Origin of the sequence: Gordonia sp. 135 (assembly GCF_009720185.1) — a bacterium.
Taxonomy (GTDB): Bacteria; Actinomycetota; Actinomycetes; order Mycobacteriales; family Mycobacteriaceae; genus Gordonia; species Gordonia alkanivorans.
Map to the genome: position 1 here is coordinate 3259406 of NZ_CP046257.1, position 18815 is coordinate 3278220.

Genomic DNA, 18815 nt, shown 5'->3' on the forward strand with positions numbered 1-18815 from the left:
GTCAGTGGGCCAGTTTGAGGCCGACCACGCCACCGACGATCATCACCAGGCACAGCGCCTGAATCAGCGAAACGGGTTGCTCACCGGTCAACATCGCGTAGACGACGGTCAGCACCGCGCCGATGCCGACCCAGACCGCGTAGGCGGTACCCACCGGCAGGTCGCGCATCGCGTATGCCAGACCGGCCATGCTGATGGCGAGTGCCACGAAGAAGACCACGGACGGCGCGAGCTTGGTGAATCCCTCGGACTTGCCGAGCGCGGTGGCCCAGACGGCCTCGAAGACACCGGACAGCACCAGGATCAACCATGACATGACAGCCTCCCTGCGGGCCGTCTTGTCGCACACCGGGTACAGCACCCCTCGTCCGGGAGTCCAGTAGAACGGACTCTGCCTCCACGTTGGCACACCGTCGATCACGACGGCAATGTCAGACCGGTCACCGCCGGCGGAAACGACGAAAACGGGTGGCACAGGCCGAAGCCCGCGCCACCCGTTCCGAAAGAGGTTCTCAGAAGGCGGCTTTGATCTCCGCCGCGGCCTCGGCACCGTATGCACCCTCGATACGGGCGAGTGCGGACTCGATGTCCCAGGACCAGTCCTGCGTCGACACCGTCTCGAGCACCAGCACGGCGACCATCGAGCCGACCTGAGCGGCGCGCTCGAAGCCGAGCCCCTTGGACAGCGCGGACAGGAAGCCGGCGCGGAACCCGTCGCCGACGCCCGTCGGGTCGACCTTCTCGGTCTCCGGGACCACCCCGACGTGGATGCTCGTACCGTCGCGCTCGACGATCTCGACGCCGTCCTTGCCGAGGGTGGTGACGCGCACGCCGACCATCTCGGCGACCTGCGTCTCGGACAGGCCGGTCTTCTGGCGCAGCAGGCCCCACTCGTACTCGTTGGTGAACAGGTAGTCGGCACCTTCGATGAGCGTCCGGGCCTGTTCGCCGTCGAGGCGGGCGAGCTGCTGGCTGGGATCGGCGGCGAACGGGATACCGGCGGCACGGCAGGCCTCGGTGTGGCTGAGCATGCCCGCCGGGTCGTCGGCGCCGATCAGCACGAGTTCCGGCGTCCCGGTCTCGGCGATGACGTCGGCCAGCGAGATGTCGCGACTCTCACTCATGGCGCCCGCGTAGAACGTGGCGAGCTGCGCCATCGTTTCGTCGGTGGTGCACATGAAGCGAGCGGTGTGATGGGTCTCGGAGACCCGGACGCCACGGCAGTCGACGCCGTTGGACTCGAGCCACTTGCGGTAGTCGTGGAAGTCCGAGCCGACCGCGCCGACGAGCACGGGGTTACCGCCGAGCTGGCCCATGGCGTAGCAGATGTTGCCCCCGACGCCGCCGCGCCGGACGACGAGGTCCTCCACGAGGAAGCTGAGAGAGATGTGCTCGAGGTGATCGCCGAGCAGCTGCTCGGAGAACTTTCCGGGGAACTTCATCAGATGGTCGGTTGCGATGGAGCCGCATACAACGATTGCCACTGGCGTTCTCAGCCCTTCGGTTGGTTGGTCGGACAGCTGTCCACGCTACCCACTCCCCCGACACACGACACCGGCCGCATCCCGAATCGGGATACGGCCGGTGTCGGAAGACGTGTTCGACTCAGTTGAACGAGTCACCGCAGGCGCAGCTGCCGGTGGCGTTCGGGTTGTCGATGGTGAAGCCCTGCTTCTCGATGGTGTCGACGAAGTCGATGGTGGCGCCCTGGACGTAGGGAGCACTCATGCGGTCGACGGCCAGCGTGACGCCGCCGAAGTCCGAGGTGATGTCGCCGTCGAGGGTGCGATCGTCGAAGAAGAGCTGGTAGCGCAGACCAGCGCATCCACCCGGCTGCACGGCGATGCGCAGCGCGAGGTCGTCGCGACCTTCCTGCTCGAGCAGTGCCTTGGCCTTGGCGGCGGCTGCGTCGCTCAGGATGATGCCGGTGGCAGTGCTCGTTTCGTTCTGCACGGTCATTGATGCTCCTGTAGTGGTGTGGTCCCGGTGTGACGTGGTCCGATCACGTCGCGGAGCCCTCTGCCCGCGCATGATCGGGAAACACCCCGCTCGCCGGGAGGTCGACCGGTTGTGCCCGTGCGTACAACCGTACTCCTTCCAGGACTATTCCCGCCTATTCGGACCTGGTTTCCATGCGGCTCGTCGCACGCTCGTCGCCTGCCCGACCGGCAGGAGAAAATCACCTTGCGAAAGAGCCGGCAACCGCCTCCGCAAGCTTCACGAGCTGGTTCTCGGCGTCGCTCATCGCGACCTCGACCGAACCGGCGACGTCGACGATGGCGTGCGCACCCGCGATCCCGGCCTCCTCGACCTCGGCCGGGGACAGCGCGACCTGTCCCGCGAGTACCAGGGTCCGCGCGCCGGCACCCCCTGCGCCCGATGTCGACGCGGCGTGGTGCAGGGCCGATACGACCTTCCCGCGGAGTGTCTGGGCGTCGAACTTGCCCTCGCCGGTGATGACGAGGTCGGCGGCCGCGACGTCGTCGGTCAGGTCGGTGGCGTCGGCGACGACGGTCGCCCCGGACACGCGACCACCGCCCAGGGCGAGAAGCGCGGCGCCGAGCCCGCCCGCGGCACCCGCACCGGCGTCGGCGGTGATGTCCCGTCCGGCGAGCTCGTTCAGTGTGACCGACCACTCGGTGAGCCGCTTCTCGAGGAGTTCGACGGTCTCGGGGTCGGCGCCCTTCTGCGGCCCGAACACCGTGGCCGCACCCAGCGCACCGAGCAGCGGATTCTCCACATCCGAGGCCACGACGATCTCGACCCCGGTGAGTCGCTCGCGCGCCGCTTCCGGGCCGCCGAGGGCGTCGACGAGTCCCGCGCCGCCGTCGGTGGTGGAGCTGCCGCCGAGTCCGACGACGAGGCGTCGTGCGCCGCGCGCCAGGGCCGCCGCGACGAGTTCGCCGACACCGTGTGTGGTGGCGGCGACCGCGGTCCGCGGGGTCGGCCGGCCGCCCAGTTGATGAAGACCGCAGGCCTGGGCGCATTCGACGTATGCGGTCGACGACGCGGCGTCGAAGAGCCAGCGCGCGGTGACGCCCGCGCCGAGCGGACCGTGCACGTCCTCGGTGACGAGGGTGCCGAATCGCGAGGCCAGGACGTCGACGAACCCCGGACCGCCGTCGGATTGCGGTGCGCGGACGAGGGAGTCGTCGGGCCGGGCGGCCGCCCAGCCGCGGGAGATGGCGTTCGCGGCCACGACGGCGGACATGGTGTCGCCGAAGGAGTCCGGCGCGATCAGGATGCGCAAACGCCGACTTCCGTCCCGGGTCATGAGCACGAAGTATAGGAGCGCCGTGGCCACCCGGCAGGGTGACCGATTCGGGCGCCCGCGAGGGTCCACCGAAAAGCGACGACCACGCGTTTCGACCGCGACCACGATCACTTACCCTCGTAGGCGTGAAGCTGCCATGGAAGAAGGACGAGACGTCGGAGGAATCCGGCGAGAGCACGGTGACCACGTACGCCGCCGACGACGCGGCCACCGAGGACTCCGCGCCGGCCAAGGGCAGCAAGACCACCCCCGGAAAGGGCCGCCCGACCCCCAAGCGTCGTGAGGCCGAGAAGCGCCGTGGGCCCGTCGCGCCGCCGCCGACCACCCGGTCCGAGGCCCGCGCGCGCAAGAAGGAACTGAAGAACACGCTCTCCAAGGACGAGAAGAAGCAGCTCGCCGCGGAGCGCCGCGCCAAGCGCCTCGAGCAGCGCGAGCGGATGATGGAGGGCGACGAGGCCTACCTCATGCCTCGCGACAAGGGCCCGGTCCGTCGTTACACCCGCGACATCGTCGACGCGCGCCGCAACTTCGCAGGCCTGTTCATGCCGTTCGCGATCCTGCTGATCGTGCTGATGTTCATGGTTCCGCAGGCAGCCGCGCTCACCAACCTGATCCTCGTCGCCTTCGTCGTCCTGATGGCCGTCGACGGCTTCATCCTGGGCCGTCTGGTGAATCGCCGTGTGGCCGAACGCTATCCCGACTCGCAGGACGGCGGTTTCAAGCTCGGCTGGTACGCGTTCACCCGTGCGATGCAGCTCCGGAAGATGCGTGCGCCCAAGCCCTCGGTGTCGCGCGGCGACGAAGTCTGATCGATGGCCGATCGCGCTACGCGCACACTCGTCCTGGGCGGTGTGCGTTCGGGTAAATCCGCCCACGGCGAGTCGCTGCTCCGCGCGCATCAGCAGATCCGGTACCTGGCCACCGGTCCGGTGACCACGTCCGACGCCGAGTGGACGGCGCGGGTCAACACGCACAGGCAGCGTCGGGACGCCCGCTACACGACAATCGAGACCACCGACCTCGCCGAGGCCCTCCGCGCGGCACCCGACATCCCGGCCCTGGTCGACGACCTCGGCAGCTGGCTCACCGCGCGGATCGACGCCGTCGACGGCTGGGAATCGGGTTCGGGGATCGACCTCGACGCCGACATCACCGAACTCTGCGACTCGCTGCGGGCGATGAACGCCGACGTGGTGCTGATCAGTTCCGAGGTCGGGCTCTCGCTGGTTCCCCCGACGCCGGCGGGCCGGTTGTTCCAGGACCTGCTGGGCACTCTGAACTCGGCGGTGGCACAGGCGTGCGACCGGGTGTCTCTCGTGGTCGCCGGCCGCGTACTCGACCTGCCCGCCGACCCGTCTGCCGAAGACCACACCGGTGCAACGGTTTCCGCGGCACCCGCACCCGCCGTCGCGCCGGTCCCGACGGCACCGGTGGCGACTCCCGCCCCGGTCACGCCCGGACCTGTCGACGAGCCCACACCCGTCACGACCGCCGCCGAGCTCCCCGATCCCACCGACGCCGAGGTCTTCGGACCGATCACGCCCCCGAGCGAGGCGGTCGCCTTCGAGGCCCGCGAGCGCCAGAAGACGCTGACCAAGCCGCCGGGTTCGCTGGGACGCCTCGAGGAGATCGGGGTCTGGATCTCCGCGTGCCAGGGGCAGTGCCCGCCCGCGCCGATCACCTCGCCGAGCGTCGCCGTCTTCGCCGGCGATCACGGCGTCGCGCGCGGCGGTGTGTCGGCGTTCCCGCCCGAGGTCACCGCGCAGATGGTCGCCAACATCTCCTCGGGTGGCGCCGCGGTCAACGTGATGGCCGCTCGTGTCGGAGCCACGGTGATGGTCGTGGACATGTCCGTCGACGCCGACACATCTCCCCATCTCTCGACGTTCAAAGTCCGCCGCAGCAGCGAGGATCTACGCACCACCGACTCGATCACCCTCGCCGAGGCCCGCGCGGCGCTGGCCGCCGGCCGGGCGATCGCCGATCGGCTCATCGACTCCGGCAGCGACCTGCTGATCGCCGGCGAGATGGGCATCGGCAACACCACCCCGGCAACCGTCCTGATCGGTGCGCTCACGCGACGCGAGCCGGTCGAGATCGTCGGGCGCGGAACAGGTGTCGACGACCACGGCTGGATGCGGAAGACCGCCGCGATCCGCGACGGCATGCGCCGGGCCCGCAAGGTCGTGCACGACCCGCTCGCCCTCCTCGCCGCCGTCGGTGGCGCCGACCTGACGGCCACCGCGGGTTTCCTCGCGCAGGCCGCGCTCCGGCGCACGCCCGTCATCCTCGACGGCGTCGTGATCACCGCGGCCGCGATGGTCGCCAACGAACTCGCACCCGGCGCCATGCGCTGGTGGATCGCCGGGCACCGCTCGGTGGAGCCCGCGCATCAGATCGCGCTCGATCACCTCGATCTCGAACCGGTCCTCGACCTGTCGATGCGCCTCGGCGAGGGCAGTGGCGCGGTCCTGGCGCTGCCGGTCGTGCAGTCGGCCGCCGACATCCTCATCTCGATGGCGACCTTCGCCGAGGCCGGGGTGACCGACCGCGACGACGCGGCCGTTCCCGAAGCCGCCGAGTCGTCCTGACACCCACGACATGTCCGGTCGCGCGATGACGTCGCCGCTGCGGGCGGTCCGGACCGCGTTGAGCTGGATGACCGTCCTCCCCGTCGGTACGGGGGCCGATGCGGAGGAGACACCGGATCGCGCGGTGGGCGGTGCGGTGATGTCCGCACTCCCCGTCGTCGGCATCGTGGTGGGTGCCGCAGCGGCGGCCCTCGCGTTCGGGGTGTCGTTCACCGACCTCCCCACCGCACTCATCGGCGCTCTCGTCGTCGTCCTGACCGCGGCGCTCACGCGGGGAATGCATCTCGACGGCCTGGCCGACACCGCCGACGGACTCGGTTGTTACGGACCGCCGGAGCGGATCGCCGAGGTCATGCGCAGCGGCACGGTCGGTCCGTTCGGCGTCGCGACCCTGGTGCTCACACTGGGCGTACAGGCCGCCGGGTCGACCGGCCTCGTCAGCGAATCCCGTTGGTACGAGCTCGCTTTCGCCATTGCCCTGGGACGGCTGGGAGCTGTGGTCGGTACCCGGCGATCGATCTCCCCGGCTCATCCGAACGGCTTCGGCGCCCTCGTCGCCGGCACGCAGCGGTTGTCGATCTCGGTGTGGGGTCTTCTCGCCGCCGTAGCCACGGTCCCGATCGGATTGCGCGACAATGGATTCGACGCCGCCGCGGTGGTACAGGCGCTCGTCGTCGTTCTCGCGGTCGTGGTGTTCGCGTGGGTCTTCACGCGGCACTGCGCGCGACGCATGGGCGGTCTCAACGGCGACGTGCTGGGGGCGACCATCGAACTCGGTGTCGCCCTCGCCCTCGTCGGCCTGCTCATCTGAATCGCCGCCCAGAATGGTTCTGGCGCCACGATCAGCGGATCGTGGCGCCAGAAACGTCTGTGCTGCGGTCGGACTCAGGCCCGGTACAGCTCCGTCATCCACCCGTGGGTATCGGCGAAGGTGCCGCGCTGGATGCCCGTGAGGGTGTCGCGGAGGGCCTGGGTGACCTCACCGGTCTGACCGTTGTTGATCGTGTAGTCCTCGCCCACACCCTTGACGTGACCGACCGGGGTGATCACCGCGGCGGTGCCACAGGCGAAGACCTCGGTGATGTCTCCCGAGGCGACACCCTTGCGGAGCTCCTCGGTGGTGATCTTGCGCTCCTCGACCGCGAAACCGGCGTCGGTGGCCAGCGTCAGCAGCGACGAGCGGGTGATGCCGGGGAGAAGCGAACCCGAGAGTTCCGGGGTCACGAGGCGGGCGTCGGCGCCGGAGCCGAACACGAAGAACAGGTTCATGCCGCCCATCTCCTCGATGTAGCGGCGTTCGATGGCGTCGAGCCACACGACCTGGTCGCAACCCTGCTCGGTGGCCTGACGCTGCGCCAGGAAGGCCGCGGCGTAGTTGCCGCCGCACTTGGCGAAGCCGGTGCCACCGGGCGCGGCGCGCACGTACTCGGTGGACAGCCACACGCTGACGGGCTTGATGCCGCCCGAGAAGTAGGCGCCGGCCGGCGAGGCGATGACGGAGTAGATGTACTGCGACGACGGCGCATTGACGCCGAGGCCCGCCTGCGAGGCGAACATGAAGGGCCGCAGGTACAGCGCCTCCTCACCGCCTGACGGCGGAACCCACGCGTTGTCGGCGTCGAGCAGCGCCTTGAGCGACTCGATGAAGTCCTCGACCGGGAGCGCCGGCATGGCGAGACGCTCGGCGCTGCGCTGCATCCGCTCCGCGTTGGCCTCCGGGCGGAAGGCGGCGATCGACCCGTTGGGCTGACGGTAGGCCTTGAGACCTTCGAAGACCTCTTGACCGTAGTGCAGCACCATCGCCGAGGGATCGAGGGCGATCGGTCCGTACGGCCGTACCTGCGCGTTGTGCCAACCCTTGTCCGCGTCGTAGTCCACCATCACCATGTTGTCGGTGAAGTAGCGGCCGAATCCCGGGGCGGTGAGAATCTCCGCCCGACGGTTCTCCGACACCGGATGGGGATGCTCGGTACGGTTGAACTCCAAGGTCATGCGGCCCATGGTACCGCTGGCCGCAAAAGCATTTCCGCGCCCGTCCGATGCGTGCGAGGCGGGCCCATGGACCTGCGGCACACCGCGGTCACACGTGCGAGGGCACGAACGGCGGGATGACGACCTCGCAGGCGAGATCCCGTCCGCGCACGTCGACGACCACCTGATCGCCCTTCTTGACGCCCGAGGCGGTATCCAGCAGCGCGAGCGCGATTCCCTGCTTGAGGGTCGGCGAGAACGTCCCGGAGGTGCACACCCCGATCCGGGTGTCCCCGAGCTTGACCGCGCAGTCGGCGCGCGGCACACCACGGCCGGTCGCCTTCAGTCCGTAGAGACGACGCGCCGGGCCCGCCTCCTTCTCGGCGAGCAGGGCGTCGCGGCCGAAGAACGACGGCTTGTCCCAGCCGACCGCCCAGCTCGACCGCGCCTCCACCGGGGTGATCTCCGAGTTGAGTTCGTGACCGTGCAGGGCGTAACCCATCTCGGTGCGCAGGGTGTCGCGGGCACCCAGGCCGGCGGCCTGCCCACCCGCCGCGGTGATCGCCTCGAGCAGCACGTCGAAGACGGCGCCGGCGTCGTCCCAGCGGGGCAGGATCTCGTAACCGCGTTCGCCGGTGTATCCGGTGCGGCACACGCGGACCGGCTTGTCGCCGTCGGCGGTGGACAGCTCGGCATCGGCGAATGCCATGTACTCCATGTCGGCGGGCAGGCCGAGTCCGGTGAGGACCTCCGGCGAGCGCGGCCCCTGCACGGCGAGGACCGCGAAGTCGCGGTGCTGGTCGGTGATCGAGATCCCCTCCGGCGCCACGGCCGTCATCTGCGCGACGACGGCCGCGGTGTTCGCCGCGTTGGGGACCAGGAACACCTCGTCATCGCTCACCAGATAGGTGATGAGGTCGTCGACGACACCACCGGATTCGTTGCAGCACAGCGTGTACTGCGCCTTCCCGGGACCGATCTTGCCGAGATCGTTGGTGAGGGTCGAGTTCACGAACGCGGCGGCGCCGGGACCCGACACCAGCGCCTTGCCGAGGTGGCTGACGTCGAAGATCGCCACCGACTCACGGACCGCGGTGTGCTCGGCGACGGTGCCCGCATAAGCAACCGGCATGTTCCAGCCGCCGAACTCGGCGAAACTCGCACCGAGTGCTGCGTGACGGTCGGCGATGGGCCCGGCGAGGAGTTCACTCATGGCCCATACGGTATCGGGCCGCACCCGCCGGGCGGGCCGGTCCCGCGGTCACCGTCGACATCCGGCGCGCTGTGGCAGAGTTGAGCGGATGAGCAAGAACGACACCGTCGACCGCGTACGCGGCCCCGAATTCGACCTGTCCACCTCGATCGGCAAGGGCGACACCGCCCTGGTCATCGGCCTGATCAGTGCGCCGGACGGCGACGAGAAGGCCGACGGCAAGGGTGAATCCACCGCCGAACCGACGCTCGCCATCGGCGACGGCGTGCTCGACGACGCCCAGGCCGCGACGATCACCGCCGCACTGACGGCCCTCGGCGCCACTGGTAAGCACGGCGAGGTCACCCGCCTCGCGGCACCCGAGGCGCTGCCCGTCGACCTCGTCGTCGCGGTCGGTCTCGGCGACGCCGACAACCTCGACGACGCCGACCAGGTTCGTCAGGCTGCCGGCATCGTCGCCCGCGAACTCGACGGCCTCGAGTCGGTGGCGACCACCCTCTCGTCGGTCGACCTCGCCGCCGCCGCCGAGGGCCTGTTCCTCGGCGCGTACCGGTTCGACGAGTTCCGCTCCGAGTCGTCGAAGCCGAAGAAGACACCGCCGCAACACATCACACTGCTGGTGGAGTCGAAGTCCAAGGAGGCCAAGGCTGACCTCGACCGCGCGATCGCGGTCGCGGACTCCGTCGCCATCGCCCGCGACTTCGTCAACACCCCGCCGAGCCACCTGTTCCCCGAGGAGTTCGCGGCCCGCGCCCGCACGCTCGGCTCGAAGGCCGGCCTGAAGGTCGAGATCCTCGACGACAAGGAACTCGAGGCCCAGGGTTACGGCGGCATCATCGGCGTCGGCAAGGGCTCCTCACGTCTCCCCCGCCTGGTGCGCCTGACCCACACGGGCAAGAAGGCGACCAAGAAGGTCGCCCTCGTCGGCAAGGGCATCACCTTCGACACCGGCGGCATCTCCATCAAGCCGGCCGCGAACATGGACCAGATGACCTCGGACATGGGCGGTGCAGCCGCGGTCATCGCCGCGACCATCCTGGCCGCCCGGCTCGACCTCGACGTCTCGGTCACCGCGACCGTGCCGATGGCCGAGAACATGCCGTCGTCGACGGCCCAGCGTCCCGGCGACGTGCTGACCCAGTACGGCGGACGGACGGTCGAGGTCCTCAACACCGACGCCGAGGGCCGGCTGATCCTCGCCGACGCGATCGTGCGCGCGGCCGAGGACGACCCCGACTACCTCATCGACACCGCGACCCTGACCGGCGCGCAGATGGTCGCGCTCGGCACCCGCACCCCGGGTGTCATGGGCACCGACGAGTTCCGCGACCGCGTCGCCGCCCGGTCGGCCGACGTCGGCGAGAACGCATGGGCGATGCCGCTGCCCGCCGAGCTGCGCGCGGACCTCAAGTCCCGGGTCGCAGATCTCGCCAACGTCACCCCGCACCGCTGGGGCGGCATGCTCGCCGCGGGCATCTTCCTCAAGGAGTTCGTCCCGGAGGACGTGCAGTGGGCCCACATCGACATCGCCGGACCGGCGTTCAACACCGGCGGACCGTGGGGCTACACCACCAAGGGCGGCACGGGCGTACCCGTCCGCACCATCGCGGCAGTCCTCGAGGACATCGCAACCAACGGCTGAGATGTCATGCCGTCGCCGGTTGAGAATCGTTACCCGCGAGTACGAGCCGAATCCGGTCGGCGGAGCGGCGTACGGGTAGGGTGATCCGCGGGGATGAGTGGCTGACCCGCCACCCATCTCGGCGGTCCCCTGACCGCTTCCCACCCCCGTGCCCACGGAGCACACACCGACGGGCCACCCCCTACAGACCACCACGTCGAGTTCAGGAGTTCACAACGATGGCCTTCTCCGTCCAGATGCCCGCCCTTGGTGAAAGTGTCACCGAGGGGACAGTCACCCGGTGGCTGAAGGAGGAGGGCGACACCGTTGAGGCCGACGAGCCCTTGCTCGAGGTGTCGACCGACAAGGTCGACACGGAGATCCCGGCCCCGACGTCGGGCGTGCTGACGAAGATCATCGCCCAGGAGGACGACGTCGTCGAGGTCGGTGGCGAACTCGCACTGATCGGCGACGCCGACGATTCCGGTTCCGACGATTCCGGCTCGGACGATTCGGCCGGGGGCGACGAGCCCACCGAGGCCGCTCCGGAGCCCGAGCCCGAGGAGGCGGCCGAGGAGCCGTCCACCGAAGAAGAGGCACCCGCCGAGAAGCCCACCGCCGATACCGGTTCCGGTTCGGCCGAGGGCACCGACGTCCTCATGCCGGAGCTCGGCGAGTCCGTCACCGAGGGCACGGTGACCAACTGGCTCAAGGCCGTCGGTGACGAGGTCGCCGCGGACGAACCGCTGCTCGAGGTCTCCACCGACAAGGTCGACACCGAGATCCCCTCGCCGGTTGCCGGCACCCTGCTCGAGATCCTCGCCCAGGAGGACGACGTCGTCGAGGTCGGCGGCAAGCTGGCCGTCATCGGTGACGCCTCGGCCGCGCCGGCCGAGAAGGAGTCGGAGCCCGAGCCGGAGCCCGAGCCCGAGCCGGAGCCCGAGCCCGAGCCGGAGGCCAAGGAAGAACCGAAGGAAGAGCCCGAGCCGGAACCGGAGCCCGAGCCCGAGCCCAAGGAAGAGCCGAAGGCCGAGGCCCCGGCGAAGTCGAACCCGCCGACCGTCGAGTCGACGCCGTACGTGACCCCGCTGGTGCGCAAGCTGGCCGCGGAGAACAACATCGACCTGAACTCGATCAAGGGCACCGGCGTCGGTGGCCGCATCCGCAAGCAGGACGTGCTGGCCGCGGCCGAGGCCGCCGAGAAGCCGGCCGCCGCCCCGGAGCAGAAGGCAGAGCCGGCCGCCGCCGCATCTTCTTCGTCGTCGTCGGCATCGCCGGAGATCCGTCCGGAGCTCGCCGAGTTGCGCGGGACCACCCAGAAGATCAACCGGATCCGCCAGATCACCGCCAAGAAGACCCGCGAGTCGCTGCAGCAGTCCGCTCAGCTCACGCAGGTGTTCGAGGTCGACATGAGCAAGATCGTCAGCCTGCGCAAGGCGGCCAAGGAAAACTTCAAGGCGTCCGAGGGTGTCAACCTGACCTTCCTGCCGTTCATCGCCAAGGCGGTCGTCGAGGCTCTGAAGGCGCACCCGAACGTCAACGCGTCGATCGACGAGGACGCCAAGGAGATCACCTACTACGACAAGGTGCACCTCGGCATCGCCGTCGACACCCCACAGGGTCTGCTGTCGCCGGTCATCCACAACGCCGACGACCTGTCGGTGGCCGGCCTCGCCCGCGCCATCGCCGACATCGCCGCGCGTGCACGCTCCAACGGCCTCAAGCCCGACGAGCTCGCCGGCGGCACCTTCACCATCACCAACATCGGTAGCCAGGGCGCCCTGTTCGACACCCCGATCCTGGTCCCGCCGCAGGCGGCGATGCTGGGTACCGGTGCGATCGTCAAGCGTCCGGTCGTCATCACCGACGAGGACGGTTCGGAGTCGATCGCGGTGCGGTCGATGTCGTACCTGCCGCTGACCTACGATCACCGCCTCATCGACGGCGCCGACGCGGGCCGCTTCCTCACCACCGTGAAGAAGCGCCTCGAAGAGGCCTCGTTCGCCGCGGACCTGGGCCTCTAGGCACCCGACGACGTCGAGGCGTTCGATGCGTATAGCCGTCGCAGGATCACAGGGCCTCATCGGGAACGCCCTGGTCAACTCGCTGCGCGCGGCGGGCCACACGGTCATCCGTCTGGTCCGCCGCGAGGCGCTCGCCGACGACGAGTTCAGCTGGGATCCCGAGACCATCGGGATGCCGCCGGAGAGCCTCGAGGGCGTCGATGCGGTGGTCTCGCTCGGCGGGGTCGGCGTCGGTAACGGCCGGTGGACCGGCCGATTCAAGCAGGAGCTGCGCGACTCCCGCATCACTCCGACCGAGGTGCTCGCCGAGGCCGTGCGCGATCTCGGCATCCCGACCTTCATCAGCGCCAGCGCCACCGGCTTCTACGGCGACACCGGAACCCGGGCCGCGGTCGAAACCGACGGTCCCGGTAAGGGTTTCCTCGCCGAGCTGGTCGTCGACTGGGAGAAGGCCGCGACCACCAACGCCGGCCCCGACACCCGCGTCGTCCTGCTCCGGACCGCGCCGGTCCTCAGCTCGCAGGGCGGTCTGCTCGGCAAGCTCCGCCCGCTGTTCAAGCTCGGGCTCGGCGGTCCGATCGGCAACGGCAAGCAGTACTTCTCCTGGATCAGCCTCATCGACGAGGTGCGGGCGATCGAGTTCCTCCTCGACTCCCCCGACATCGCCGGCCCGGTCAACCTGAGTGCTCCCGGATCGCTGCCCTTCGGCGAGTTCTGCAAGGCACTCGGCAAGGCCGTGCACCGCCCCGCCGTGATGCAGGTGCCCGAGTTCGTGGCACGCCGCGTCGGCGGCGAGATGGCCGAGGAAATGATTCTGTTCAGTCAACGCGTTGAACCCCGCGTGCTCACCGACCACGGATTCACGTTCAACCACCCCGAAATCCGCGAGGCCCTGACCTACGCGACGAAGCCGGCATCATGACCCATCGTTCCGTCCGCGCCGACTCGGCACCTGTCGAGGTCCGGCGCCTGGGCACCGTCGACTACCGCGACGCCTACGACATGCAGCACCGGCTCGCGACCGAGCGCGCCGACGGCACGCTCGACCACGACGTCCTACTCCTGCTCGAACACCCGTCGACCTACACCGCGGGCAAACGCACCGAGGACGCCGATCGCCCCACCAACGGCGCACCCGTCATCGACGTCGACCGCGGCGGCCGCATCACCTGGCACGGACCGGGACAGCTCGTCGGCTACCCGATCGTGAAGCTCGCCGAACCGCTCGACGTCGTCGAGTACGTGCGACGCCTCGAAAGTGCTCTCATCTCCGTGTGCGCGGACCTCGGCGTCACCACCGGTCGCGTCGAGGGACGCTCGGGCGTGTGGATCGACGACGACGCGGGTGAACGAAAGCTCGGCCAGATCGGCATCCGCGTCGCGCGCGGCGTCGCGCTGCACGGGTTCGCCCTCAACATCGACCCCGACATGTCGGCCTTCGAGGCCATCGTGCCGTGCGGGATCGCCGACGCCGGCGTCACCTCGCTGTCCCGTGAACTGGCACAACCGATCTCGGTGGCCTCCCTGCTCGACACCGTCGCGGCCGCCGTGCTCGACGCCCTGGACACCCCGCGGGAGGCCGCTCCGACGGCCTCCGAGAGGCCCACGACGGCGAGCGTAGGATCGGTTCGGTGACCGCGTCCCCCCTCACCCCCGGACCCGGTGCCCCCGACGCCACACCCCCGGCCTCGGCTACCGCACCGAAGACCACCGCTCCCGCTTCGCCCGCTCCCGAGGGCCGCAAACTGCTGCGCCTGGAGGTGCGTAACGCGCAGACCCCGATCGAGCGCAAGCCCAGCTGGATCAAGACCCGCGCGACGATGGGCCCGGAGTTCACCGAACTCAAGGGACTCGTCAAGCGCGAGGGCCTACACACCGTCTGCGAGGAGGCGGGCTGCCCCAACATCTACGAATGCTGGGAAGACCGCGAGGCCACCTTCCTCATCGGCGGCGAGCAGTGCACCCGACGCTGCGACTTCTGCCAGATCGACACCGGCAAGCCCGCCGCACTCGACCGTGACGAGCCGCGGCGCGTCGCCGAGAGCGTCCAGGCCATGGGTCTGCGCTACTCGACGATCACCGGAGTCGCCCGCGACGACCTGCCCGACGAGGGTGCGTGGCTCTACGCCGAGACCGTCCGCGCCATCCACCGCCTCAACCCCGGTACCGGCGTCGAGAACCTGATCCCGGATTTCCACGCCAAGCCCGACCTGCTGGCCGAGGTCTTCGATGCCCGGCCGGAGGTGCTCGCCCACAACCTCGAGACGGTGCCCCGCATCTTCAAGCGCATCCGTCCGGCGTTCCGGTACGAGCGCTCCCTCGAGGTCATCACCGCCGCTCGCGATTTCGGCCTGGTGACGAAGTCGAACCTGATCCTCGGCATGGGCGAGACCCCCGAAGAGGTGCAGTCGGCCATCATCGACCTGCACGAGGCCGGTTGCGACATCTTGACGATCACCCAGTACCTGCGTCCCTCGCCGCGGCACCATCCCGTCGAGCGGTGGGTCAAGCCGGAGGAGTTCGTCGACCACTCCGAGTTCGCCCAGGAGATCGGCTTCGCCGGAGTCATGGCCGGACCGCTGGTGCGGTCGTCCTATCGCGCCGGCCGCCTGTACGCGCAGGCCATGGCCCATCACGGCCGCGAGATCTCGCCCGCCCTGGCACACCTCGCTGCCGAGGGTTCCGCCAGCCAGGAGGCGTCCAGCCTGATGGCTCGCCTCGCGCGCTGACCGCATCCGCACCCCGCCTGCCGACCATGCGGCAGGTCACCTGACGACCGGACGTAAACTGGCCGTATGGCAAAGGCGCAGTCCGTGAGCAAGGAAGCAAAGGCCGCTAAGAAGCAGGCCCGCAAGGCTGCATCGAAGGAACGGCGCCAGCAGTTGTGGCAGGCGTTCCAGATGCAGCGCAAGGAAGACAAGCGACTCATCCCCTACATGGTGGGTGTGATCGTGCTGTCCATCGCCGTGTTCACCGCGCTCGGCTTCCTGCTGGGCTCGCCATGGCTGCTGATCCCGCTCGGCCTCGTGCTGGGTGTGCTCGGTGCGTTCATCCTGTTCGGCCGTCGTGTGCAGAAGAACGTCTACACCAAGGCCGAGGGCCAGCCCGGTGCCGCCGGATGGGCGCTGGGCAACATGCGCGGCCAGTGGCGCGTCGCGCAGGCCGTCTCGGGCACCTCGCACCTCGACGCCGTGCACCGGGTCATCGGCAAGCCGGGCGTGATCCTCGTCGGTGAGGGCTCCCCGACCCGCGTGAAGTCCCTGCTGAACCAGGAGAAGAAGAAGGCCGCCCGCGTCGTCGGCGACACCCCGATCTACGAGATCATGGTCGGCAACGACGACGGCCAGGTCCCGCTGTCCAAGCTCGAGCGTCACATCAACAAGCTGCCCAGCAACATCGACCGCAAGCGCATGGAAACCCTCGAGGGCCGTCTCGCCGCGCTCAGCAGCAAGGCTCCCGGTCCCGGTATGCCCAAGGGCCCGCTGCCCGGCAACGCGAAGATGAAGAGCATGCAGCGCACCGCGCGTCGTCGCGGCTGATTCGCAAACCCACCCTTGTTCCGTAAAGCCACCGCCCGCACGGGCGGTGGCTTTACGGATTCGTGGTGGGTTTACCGAACGCTCAGCGCGTCCGGACGATCGCCGTGCCCGTCGCGCGGTCGTGCAGGGCGCGGCCGTTGTAGTCGTTGATCAGGGCCGGCACCAGGAACACCATCAGCAACTGGCGGAAGAAGGCCCGCACGATGCCGACGGACGCGGGGCTCTCCTTGCCGGCGGCTTCGGCGGCGTTGCGCTCGGGCCCGAAGTCGACACGGGCCACGCGCATCCCGACGACGAACTGGCCGGGGGTGAAGCCGAACAGCGAGACCGCGAAGATTCCCATCACGAACCAGATGCCGAGCTGGGTGGTGCCCAGGACCGACGACTCGAATCCGACGAACAGGATCGCGAGCCCACCGGCGATCAGCCAGTCGACGAGCAGGCCTGCCACGCGCGGCCACCCGGTGGCCAGCGAGCCGGGTCCGGACGCGGGCAGACCGAGGTCCTGACCGCGGAAATCGTTGTCGACGCCGTCGCCGGGACCGATCTGCGGTCCCGACAGCCAGGAACCGGTTACTCGTCCCATCGTGATGACTCCTCTCGCGACCGTGGCTCGCCGTCGACGACCACGGCGTTCGTTGGGTCCATCGTAGTCGGGGCCGTTACCCCTACCGCCCGCCCCGGTGCCCGCAGCGGGCTAGGGTGGGATCCGCCGAGTGCGTTCACCGAGGTATGAGCCGTGTGTTGCCAAGAACACCGGTGTGTAACACGGGGGAAACACGGACTTGACGCCTGGGCAACTTCGCCTCCATACGGTTGCCGCTGAGATCCGCTGCTGTTTCTCGGCGGCGGATGTGTGTGGCGTGTCAGTACCACTGACCACCCGATCACGAAGGAGTCACCGCACGGTGTACAGCAGTAAAGAAGAACTACTCGAGGGCATCAAGAAGGAAGGTGTCGAGTACGTCGACATCCGATTCTGCGACCTGCCCGGTGTCATGCAGCACTTCTCGATCCCCGCTTCGGCGTTCGACGAGAGCGTGTTCGAGGACGGTCTGGCATTCGACGGTTCGTCGGTGCGCGGCTTCCAGTCGATCAACGAGTCGGACATGATGCTGCTGCCCGACCCGGCCACCGCGCGGATCGATCCTTTCCGCAAGGCGAAGACGATGAACATCAGCTTCTTCGTCCACGACCCGTTCACCCGTGAGGCCTACAGCCGCGACCCGCGTAACGTCGCGCGCAAGGCCGAGGACTACCTGGCCTCGACCGGCATCGCCGACACCTGCTTCTTCGGCGCCGAGGCCGAGTTCTACATCTTCGACTCGGTGTCCTTCGGCTCGGAGATGAACGGCACCTTCTACGAGATCGAGTCGGAGTCGGGCTGGTGGAACACCGCCTCGCCGAGCGATCCCGACGGCAGCCCCAACCTGGGCTACAAGGTCCGCCCCAAGGGTGGCTACTTCCCGGTTGCTCCATACGACCACTACGTCGACCTGCGCGACGAGATGTCGACCAACCTGCAGAACTCGGGCTTCGAGCTCGAGCGCGGCCACCACGAGGTCGGCACTGCAGGTCAGGCGGAGATCAACTACAAGTTCAACACGCTGCTCCACGCGGCCGATGACGTGCAGCTGTTCAAGTACATCATCAAGAACACCGCATGGCAGAACGGCAAGTCGGTCACCTTCATGCCGAAGCCGCTCTTCGGTGACAACGGCTCGGGCATGCACGCCCACCAGTCGCTGTGGAAGGACGGCAAGCCCCTGTTCCACGACGAGGCCGGCTACGCAGGCCTGTCGGATCTGGCTCGCTACTACATCGGCGGCATCCTGCACCACGCCCCGTCGCTGCTGGCGTTCACCAACCCGACGGTCAACTCCTACAAGCGTCTGGTCCCGGGCTACGAGGCCCCGATCAACCTGGTCTACAGCCAGCGCAACCGTTCGGCCTGTGTGCGTATCCCGATCACCGGCAACAACCCGAAGGCCAAGCGCCTCGAGTTCCGTTGCCCGGACAGCTCGGGCAACCCGTACCTGGCGTTCGCCGCGATGATGATGGCCGGCCTGGACGGCATCAAGAACAAGATCGAGCCGCACGAGCCGGTCGACAAGGACCTCTACGAGCTCCCGCCGGAGGAGGCCAAGTCGATCCCGCAGGCGCCGACCTCGCTCGCCGCTGTCATCGACCGCCTCGAAGAGGATCACGAGTACCTCACCGCCGGTGGCGTGTTCACCGAGGACCTCATCGAGACCTGGATCGCGCTGAAGCGTGAGAACGAGATCGAGCCGGTGCAGATCCGTCCGCACCCGTACGAGTTCTCGCTGTACTACGACTGCTGATCCAAGCACTCTGTTACGACGCCCCGTCCGCGTTCTCGCGGACGGGGCGTTCGTCGTCTGCGATGGCGTCTGCGTATTTGCTCGCCGCGGCGTTCGCCGACGCCGCGATGCAGAACGACGCCGCGATGCAGAACTCCGACGACTTCTTCTCCGCGGAACCGGATCTCGAACTCACGGTGACACTCGACGGAATCGAACGTCTCATTGCGCGGGTCTGAACAAGGGGTTTTGTGATGTGTC

At 68.8% G+C, this 18815-nt stretch carries 18 protein-coding genes and 1 riboswitch; of the genes, 11 read left to right on the plus strand and 7 right to left on the minus strand.

The genetic code is table 11. From position 1 onward, the window contains the following. Position 1 precedes the first annotated feature (1 nt). From GKZ92_RS14720 to GKZ92_RS14735, 4 genes are all read right to left on the minus strand, one after another. On the minus strand, positions 2-316 hold the full coding sequence (locus tag GKZ92_RS14720; RefSeq protein ID WP_035752779.1) for a DMT family transporter: 315 nt from the start codon (positions 314-316) through the stop codon (positions 2-4). 11 nt (positions 317-327) lie between these two features. Then, positions 328-395: riboswitch (guanidine-III (ykkC-III) riboswitch) on the minus strand. A 117-nt stretch (positions 396-512) separates the two neighbouring features. Further along, entirely contained in the window at positions 513-1484 is a 972-nt protein-coding gene (locus GKZ92_RS14725) for a carbohydrate kinase family protein (RefSeq protein ID WP_187346541.1), read from the minus strand. A gap of 121 nt (positions 1485-1605) precedes the next feature. Continuing rightward, positions 1606-1959: a HesB/IscA family protein gene (locus GKZ92_RS14730; protein ID WP_006356828.1), complete on the minus strand. Its 354-nt coding sequence runs from the start codon at positions 1957-1959 to the stop codon at positions 1606-1608. A gap of 220 nt (positions 1960-2179) precedes the next feature. After that, entirely contained in the window at positions 2180-3250 is a 1071-nt protein-coding gene (locus tag GKZ92_RS14735) for a glycerate kinase family protein (RefSeq protein ID WP_006356827.1), read from the minus strand. A gap of 149 nt (positions 3251-3399) precedes the next feature. On the opposite strand from GKZ92_RS14735, the gene GKZ92_RS14740 reads away from it, so the two are divergent. Genes GKZ92_RS14740 through GKZ92_RS14750 form a run of 3 tightly spaced genes read left to right on the plus strand, consistent with a single transcriptional unit; the run spans position 3400 to position 6676 of the window. Next, positions 3400-4083 carry a DUF3043 domain-containing protein gene (locus GKZ92_RS14740; RefSeq protein WP_006356826.1) on the plus strand — a complete coding sequence of 228 codons (684 nt, stop codon included), beginning with the start codon at positions 3400-3402 and terminating at the stop codon, positions 4081-4083. A gap of 3 nt (positions 4084-4086) precedes the next feature. Continuing rightward, the gene (cobT, locus tag GKZ92_RS14745; protein WP_006356825.1) at positions 4087-5865 is read left to right on the plus strand and encodes a nicotinate-nucleotide--dimethylbenzimidazole phosphoribosyltransferase; all 1779 of its coding nucleotides are present in this window, start codon (positions 4087-4089) and stop codon (positions 5863-5865) included. A gap of 25 nt (positions 5866-5890) precedes the next feature. After that, positions 5891-6676: an adenosylcobinamide-GDP ribazoletransferase gene (locus GKZ92_RS14750; protein ID WP_040003902.1), complete on the plus strand. Its 786-nt coding sequence runs from the start codon at positions 5891-5893 to the stop codon at positions 6674-6676. A 74-nt stretch (positions 6677-6750) separates the two neighbouring features. Here GKZ92_RS14750 and GKZ92_RS14755 read toward each other — a convergent pair whose 3' ends face one another. Beyond that, positions 6751-7857 (minus strand): branched-chain amino acid aminotransferase, encoded by a 1107-nt coding sequence (locus tag GKZ92_RS14755; protein WP_035752784.1) that lies wholly within the window; start codon positions 7855-7857, stop codon positions 6751-6753. Between the two features lie 88 nt (positions 7858-7945). Beyond that, positions 7946-9049: a glycine cleavage system aminomethyltransferase GcvT gene (gene gcvT / locus GKZ92_RS14760; RefSeq protein ID WP_006356822.1), complete on the minus strand. Its 1104-nt coding sequence runs from the start codon at positions 9047-9049 to the stop codon at positions 7946-7948. An 88-nt stretch (positions 9050-9137) separates the two neighbouring features. On the opposite strand from gcvT, the gene GKZ92_RS14765 reads away from it, so the two are divergent. The 6 genes from GKZ92_RS14765 (at position 9138) to GKZ92_RS14790 (ending at position 16233) form a co-directional block, all read left to right on the plus strand. Beyond that, positions 9138-10691 (plus strand): leucyl aminopeptidase, encoded by a 1554-nt coding sequence (locus GKZ92_RS14765; RefSeq protein ID WP_127962819.1) that lies wholly within the window; start codon positions 9138-9140, stop codon positions 10689-10691. A 218-nt stretch (positions 10692-10909) separates the two neighbouring features. Then, positions 10910-12694, plus strand: a complete 1785-nt coding sequence (sucB, locus tag GKZ92_RS14770; protein WP_006356820.1) for a 2-oxoglutarate dehydrogenase, E2 component, dihydrolipoamide succinyltransferase — start codon at positions 10910-10912, stop codon at positions 12692-12694. A gap of 25 nt (positions 12695-12719) precedes the next feature. Then, on the plus strand, positions 12720-13616 hold the full coding sequence (locus GKZ92_RS14775) for a TIGR01777 family oxidoreductase (protein ID WP_006356819.1): 897 nt from the start codon (positions 12720-12722) through the stop codon (positions 13614-13616). Continuing rightward, positions 13613-14329, plus strand: a complete 717-nt coding sequence (gene lipB, locus GKZ92_RS14780; RefSeq protein ID WP_006356818.1) for a lipoyl(octanoyl) transferase LipB — start codon at positions 13613-13615, stop codon at positions 14327-14329. The genes GKZ92_RS14775 and lipB overlap by 4 nt, the downstream gene beginning before the upstream one ends. Further along, positions 14326-15423, plus strand: coding sequence for a lipoyl synthase (lipA, locus tag GKZ92_RS14785; RefSeq protein ID WP_006356817.1), 1098 nt, complete (start codon positions 14326-14328; stop codon positions 15421-15423). Before lipB ends, lipA begins: the two co-directional genes overlap by 4 nt. 66 nt (positions 15424-15489) lie before the next feature. Then, on the plus strand, positions 15490-16233 hold the full coding sequence (locus GKZ92_RS14790; protein WP_006356816.1) for a DUF4191 domain-containing protein: 744 nt from the start codon (positions 15490-15492) through the stop codon (positions 16231-16233). An 82-nt stretch (positions 16234-16315) separates the two neighbouring features. Here GKZ92_RS14790 and GKZ92_RS14795 read toward each other — a convergent pair whose 3' ends face one another. Next, complete coding sequence (locus tag GKZ92_RS14795; protein WP_006356815.1) at positions 16316-16819, minus strand: transporter; 504 nt, start codon at positions 16817-16819, stop codon at positions 16316-16318. Positions 16820-17141: 322 nt separating this feature from the next. On the opposite strand from GKZ92_RS14795, the gene glnA reads away from it, so the two are divergent. Continuing rightward, complete coding sequence (gene glnA / locus GKZ92_RS14800; RefSeq protein ID WP_006867852.1) at positions 17142-18575, plus strand: type I glutamate--ammonia ligase; 1434 nt, start codon at positions 17142-17144, stop codon at positions 18573-18575. A gap of 62 nt (positions 18576-18637) precedes the next feature. After that, complete coding sequence (locus GKZ92_RS14805) at positions 18638-18793, plus strand: hypothetical protein (RefSeq protein ID WP_006356813.1); 156 nt, start codon at positions 18638-18640, stop codon at positions 18791-18793. Positions 18794-18815: the final 22 nt, after the last annotated feature.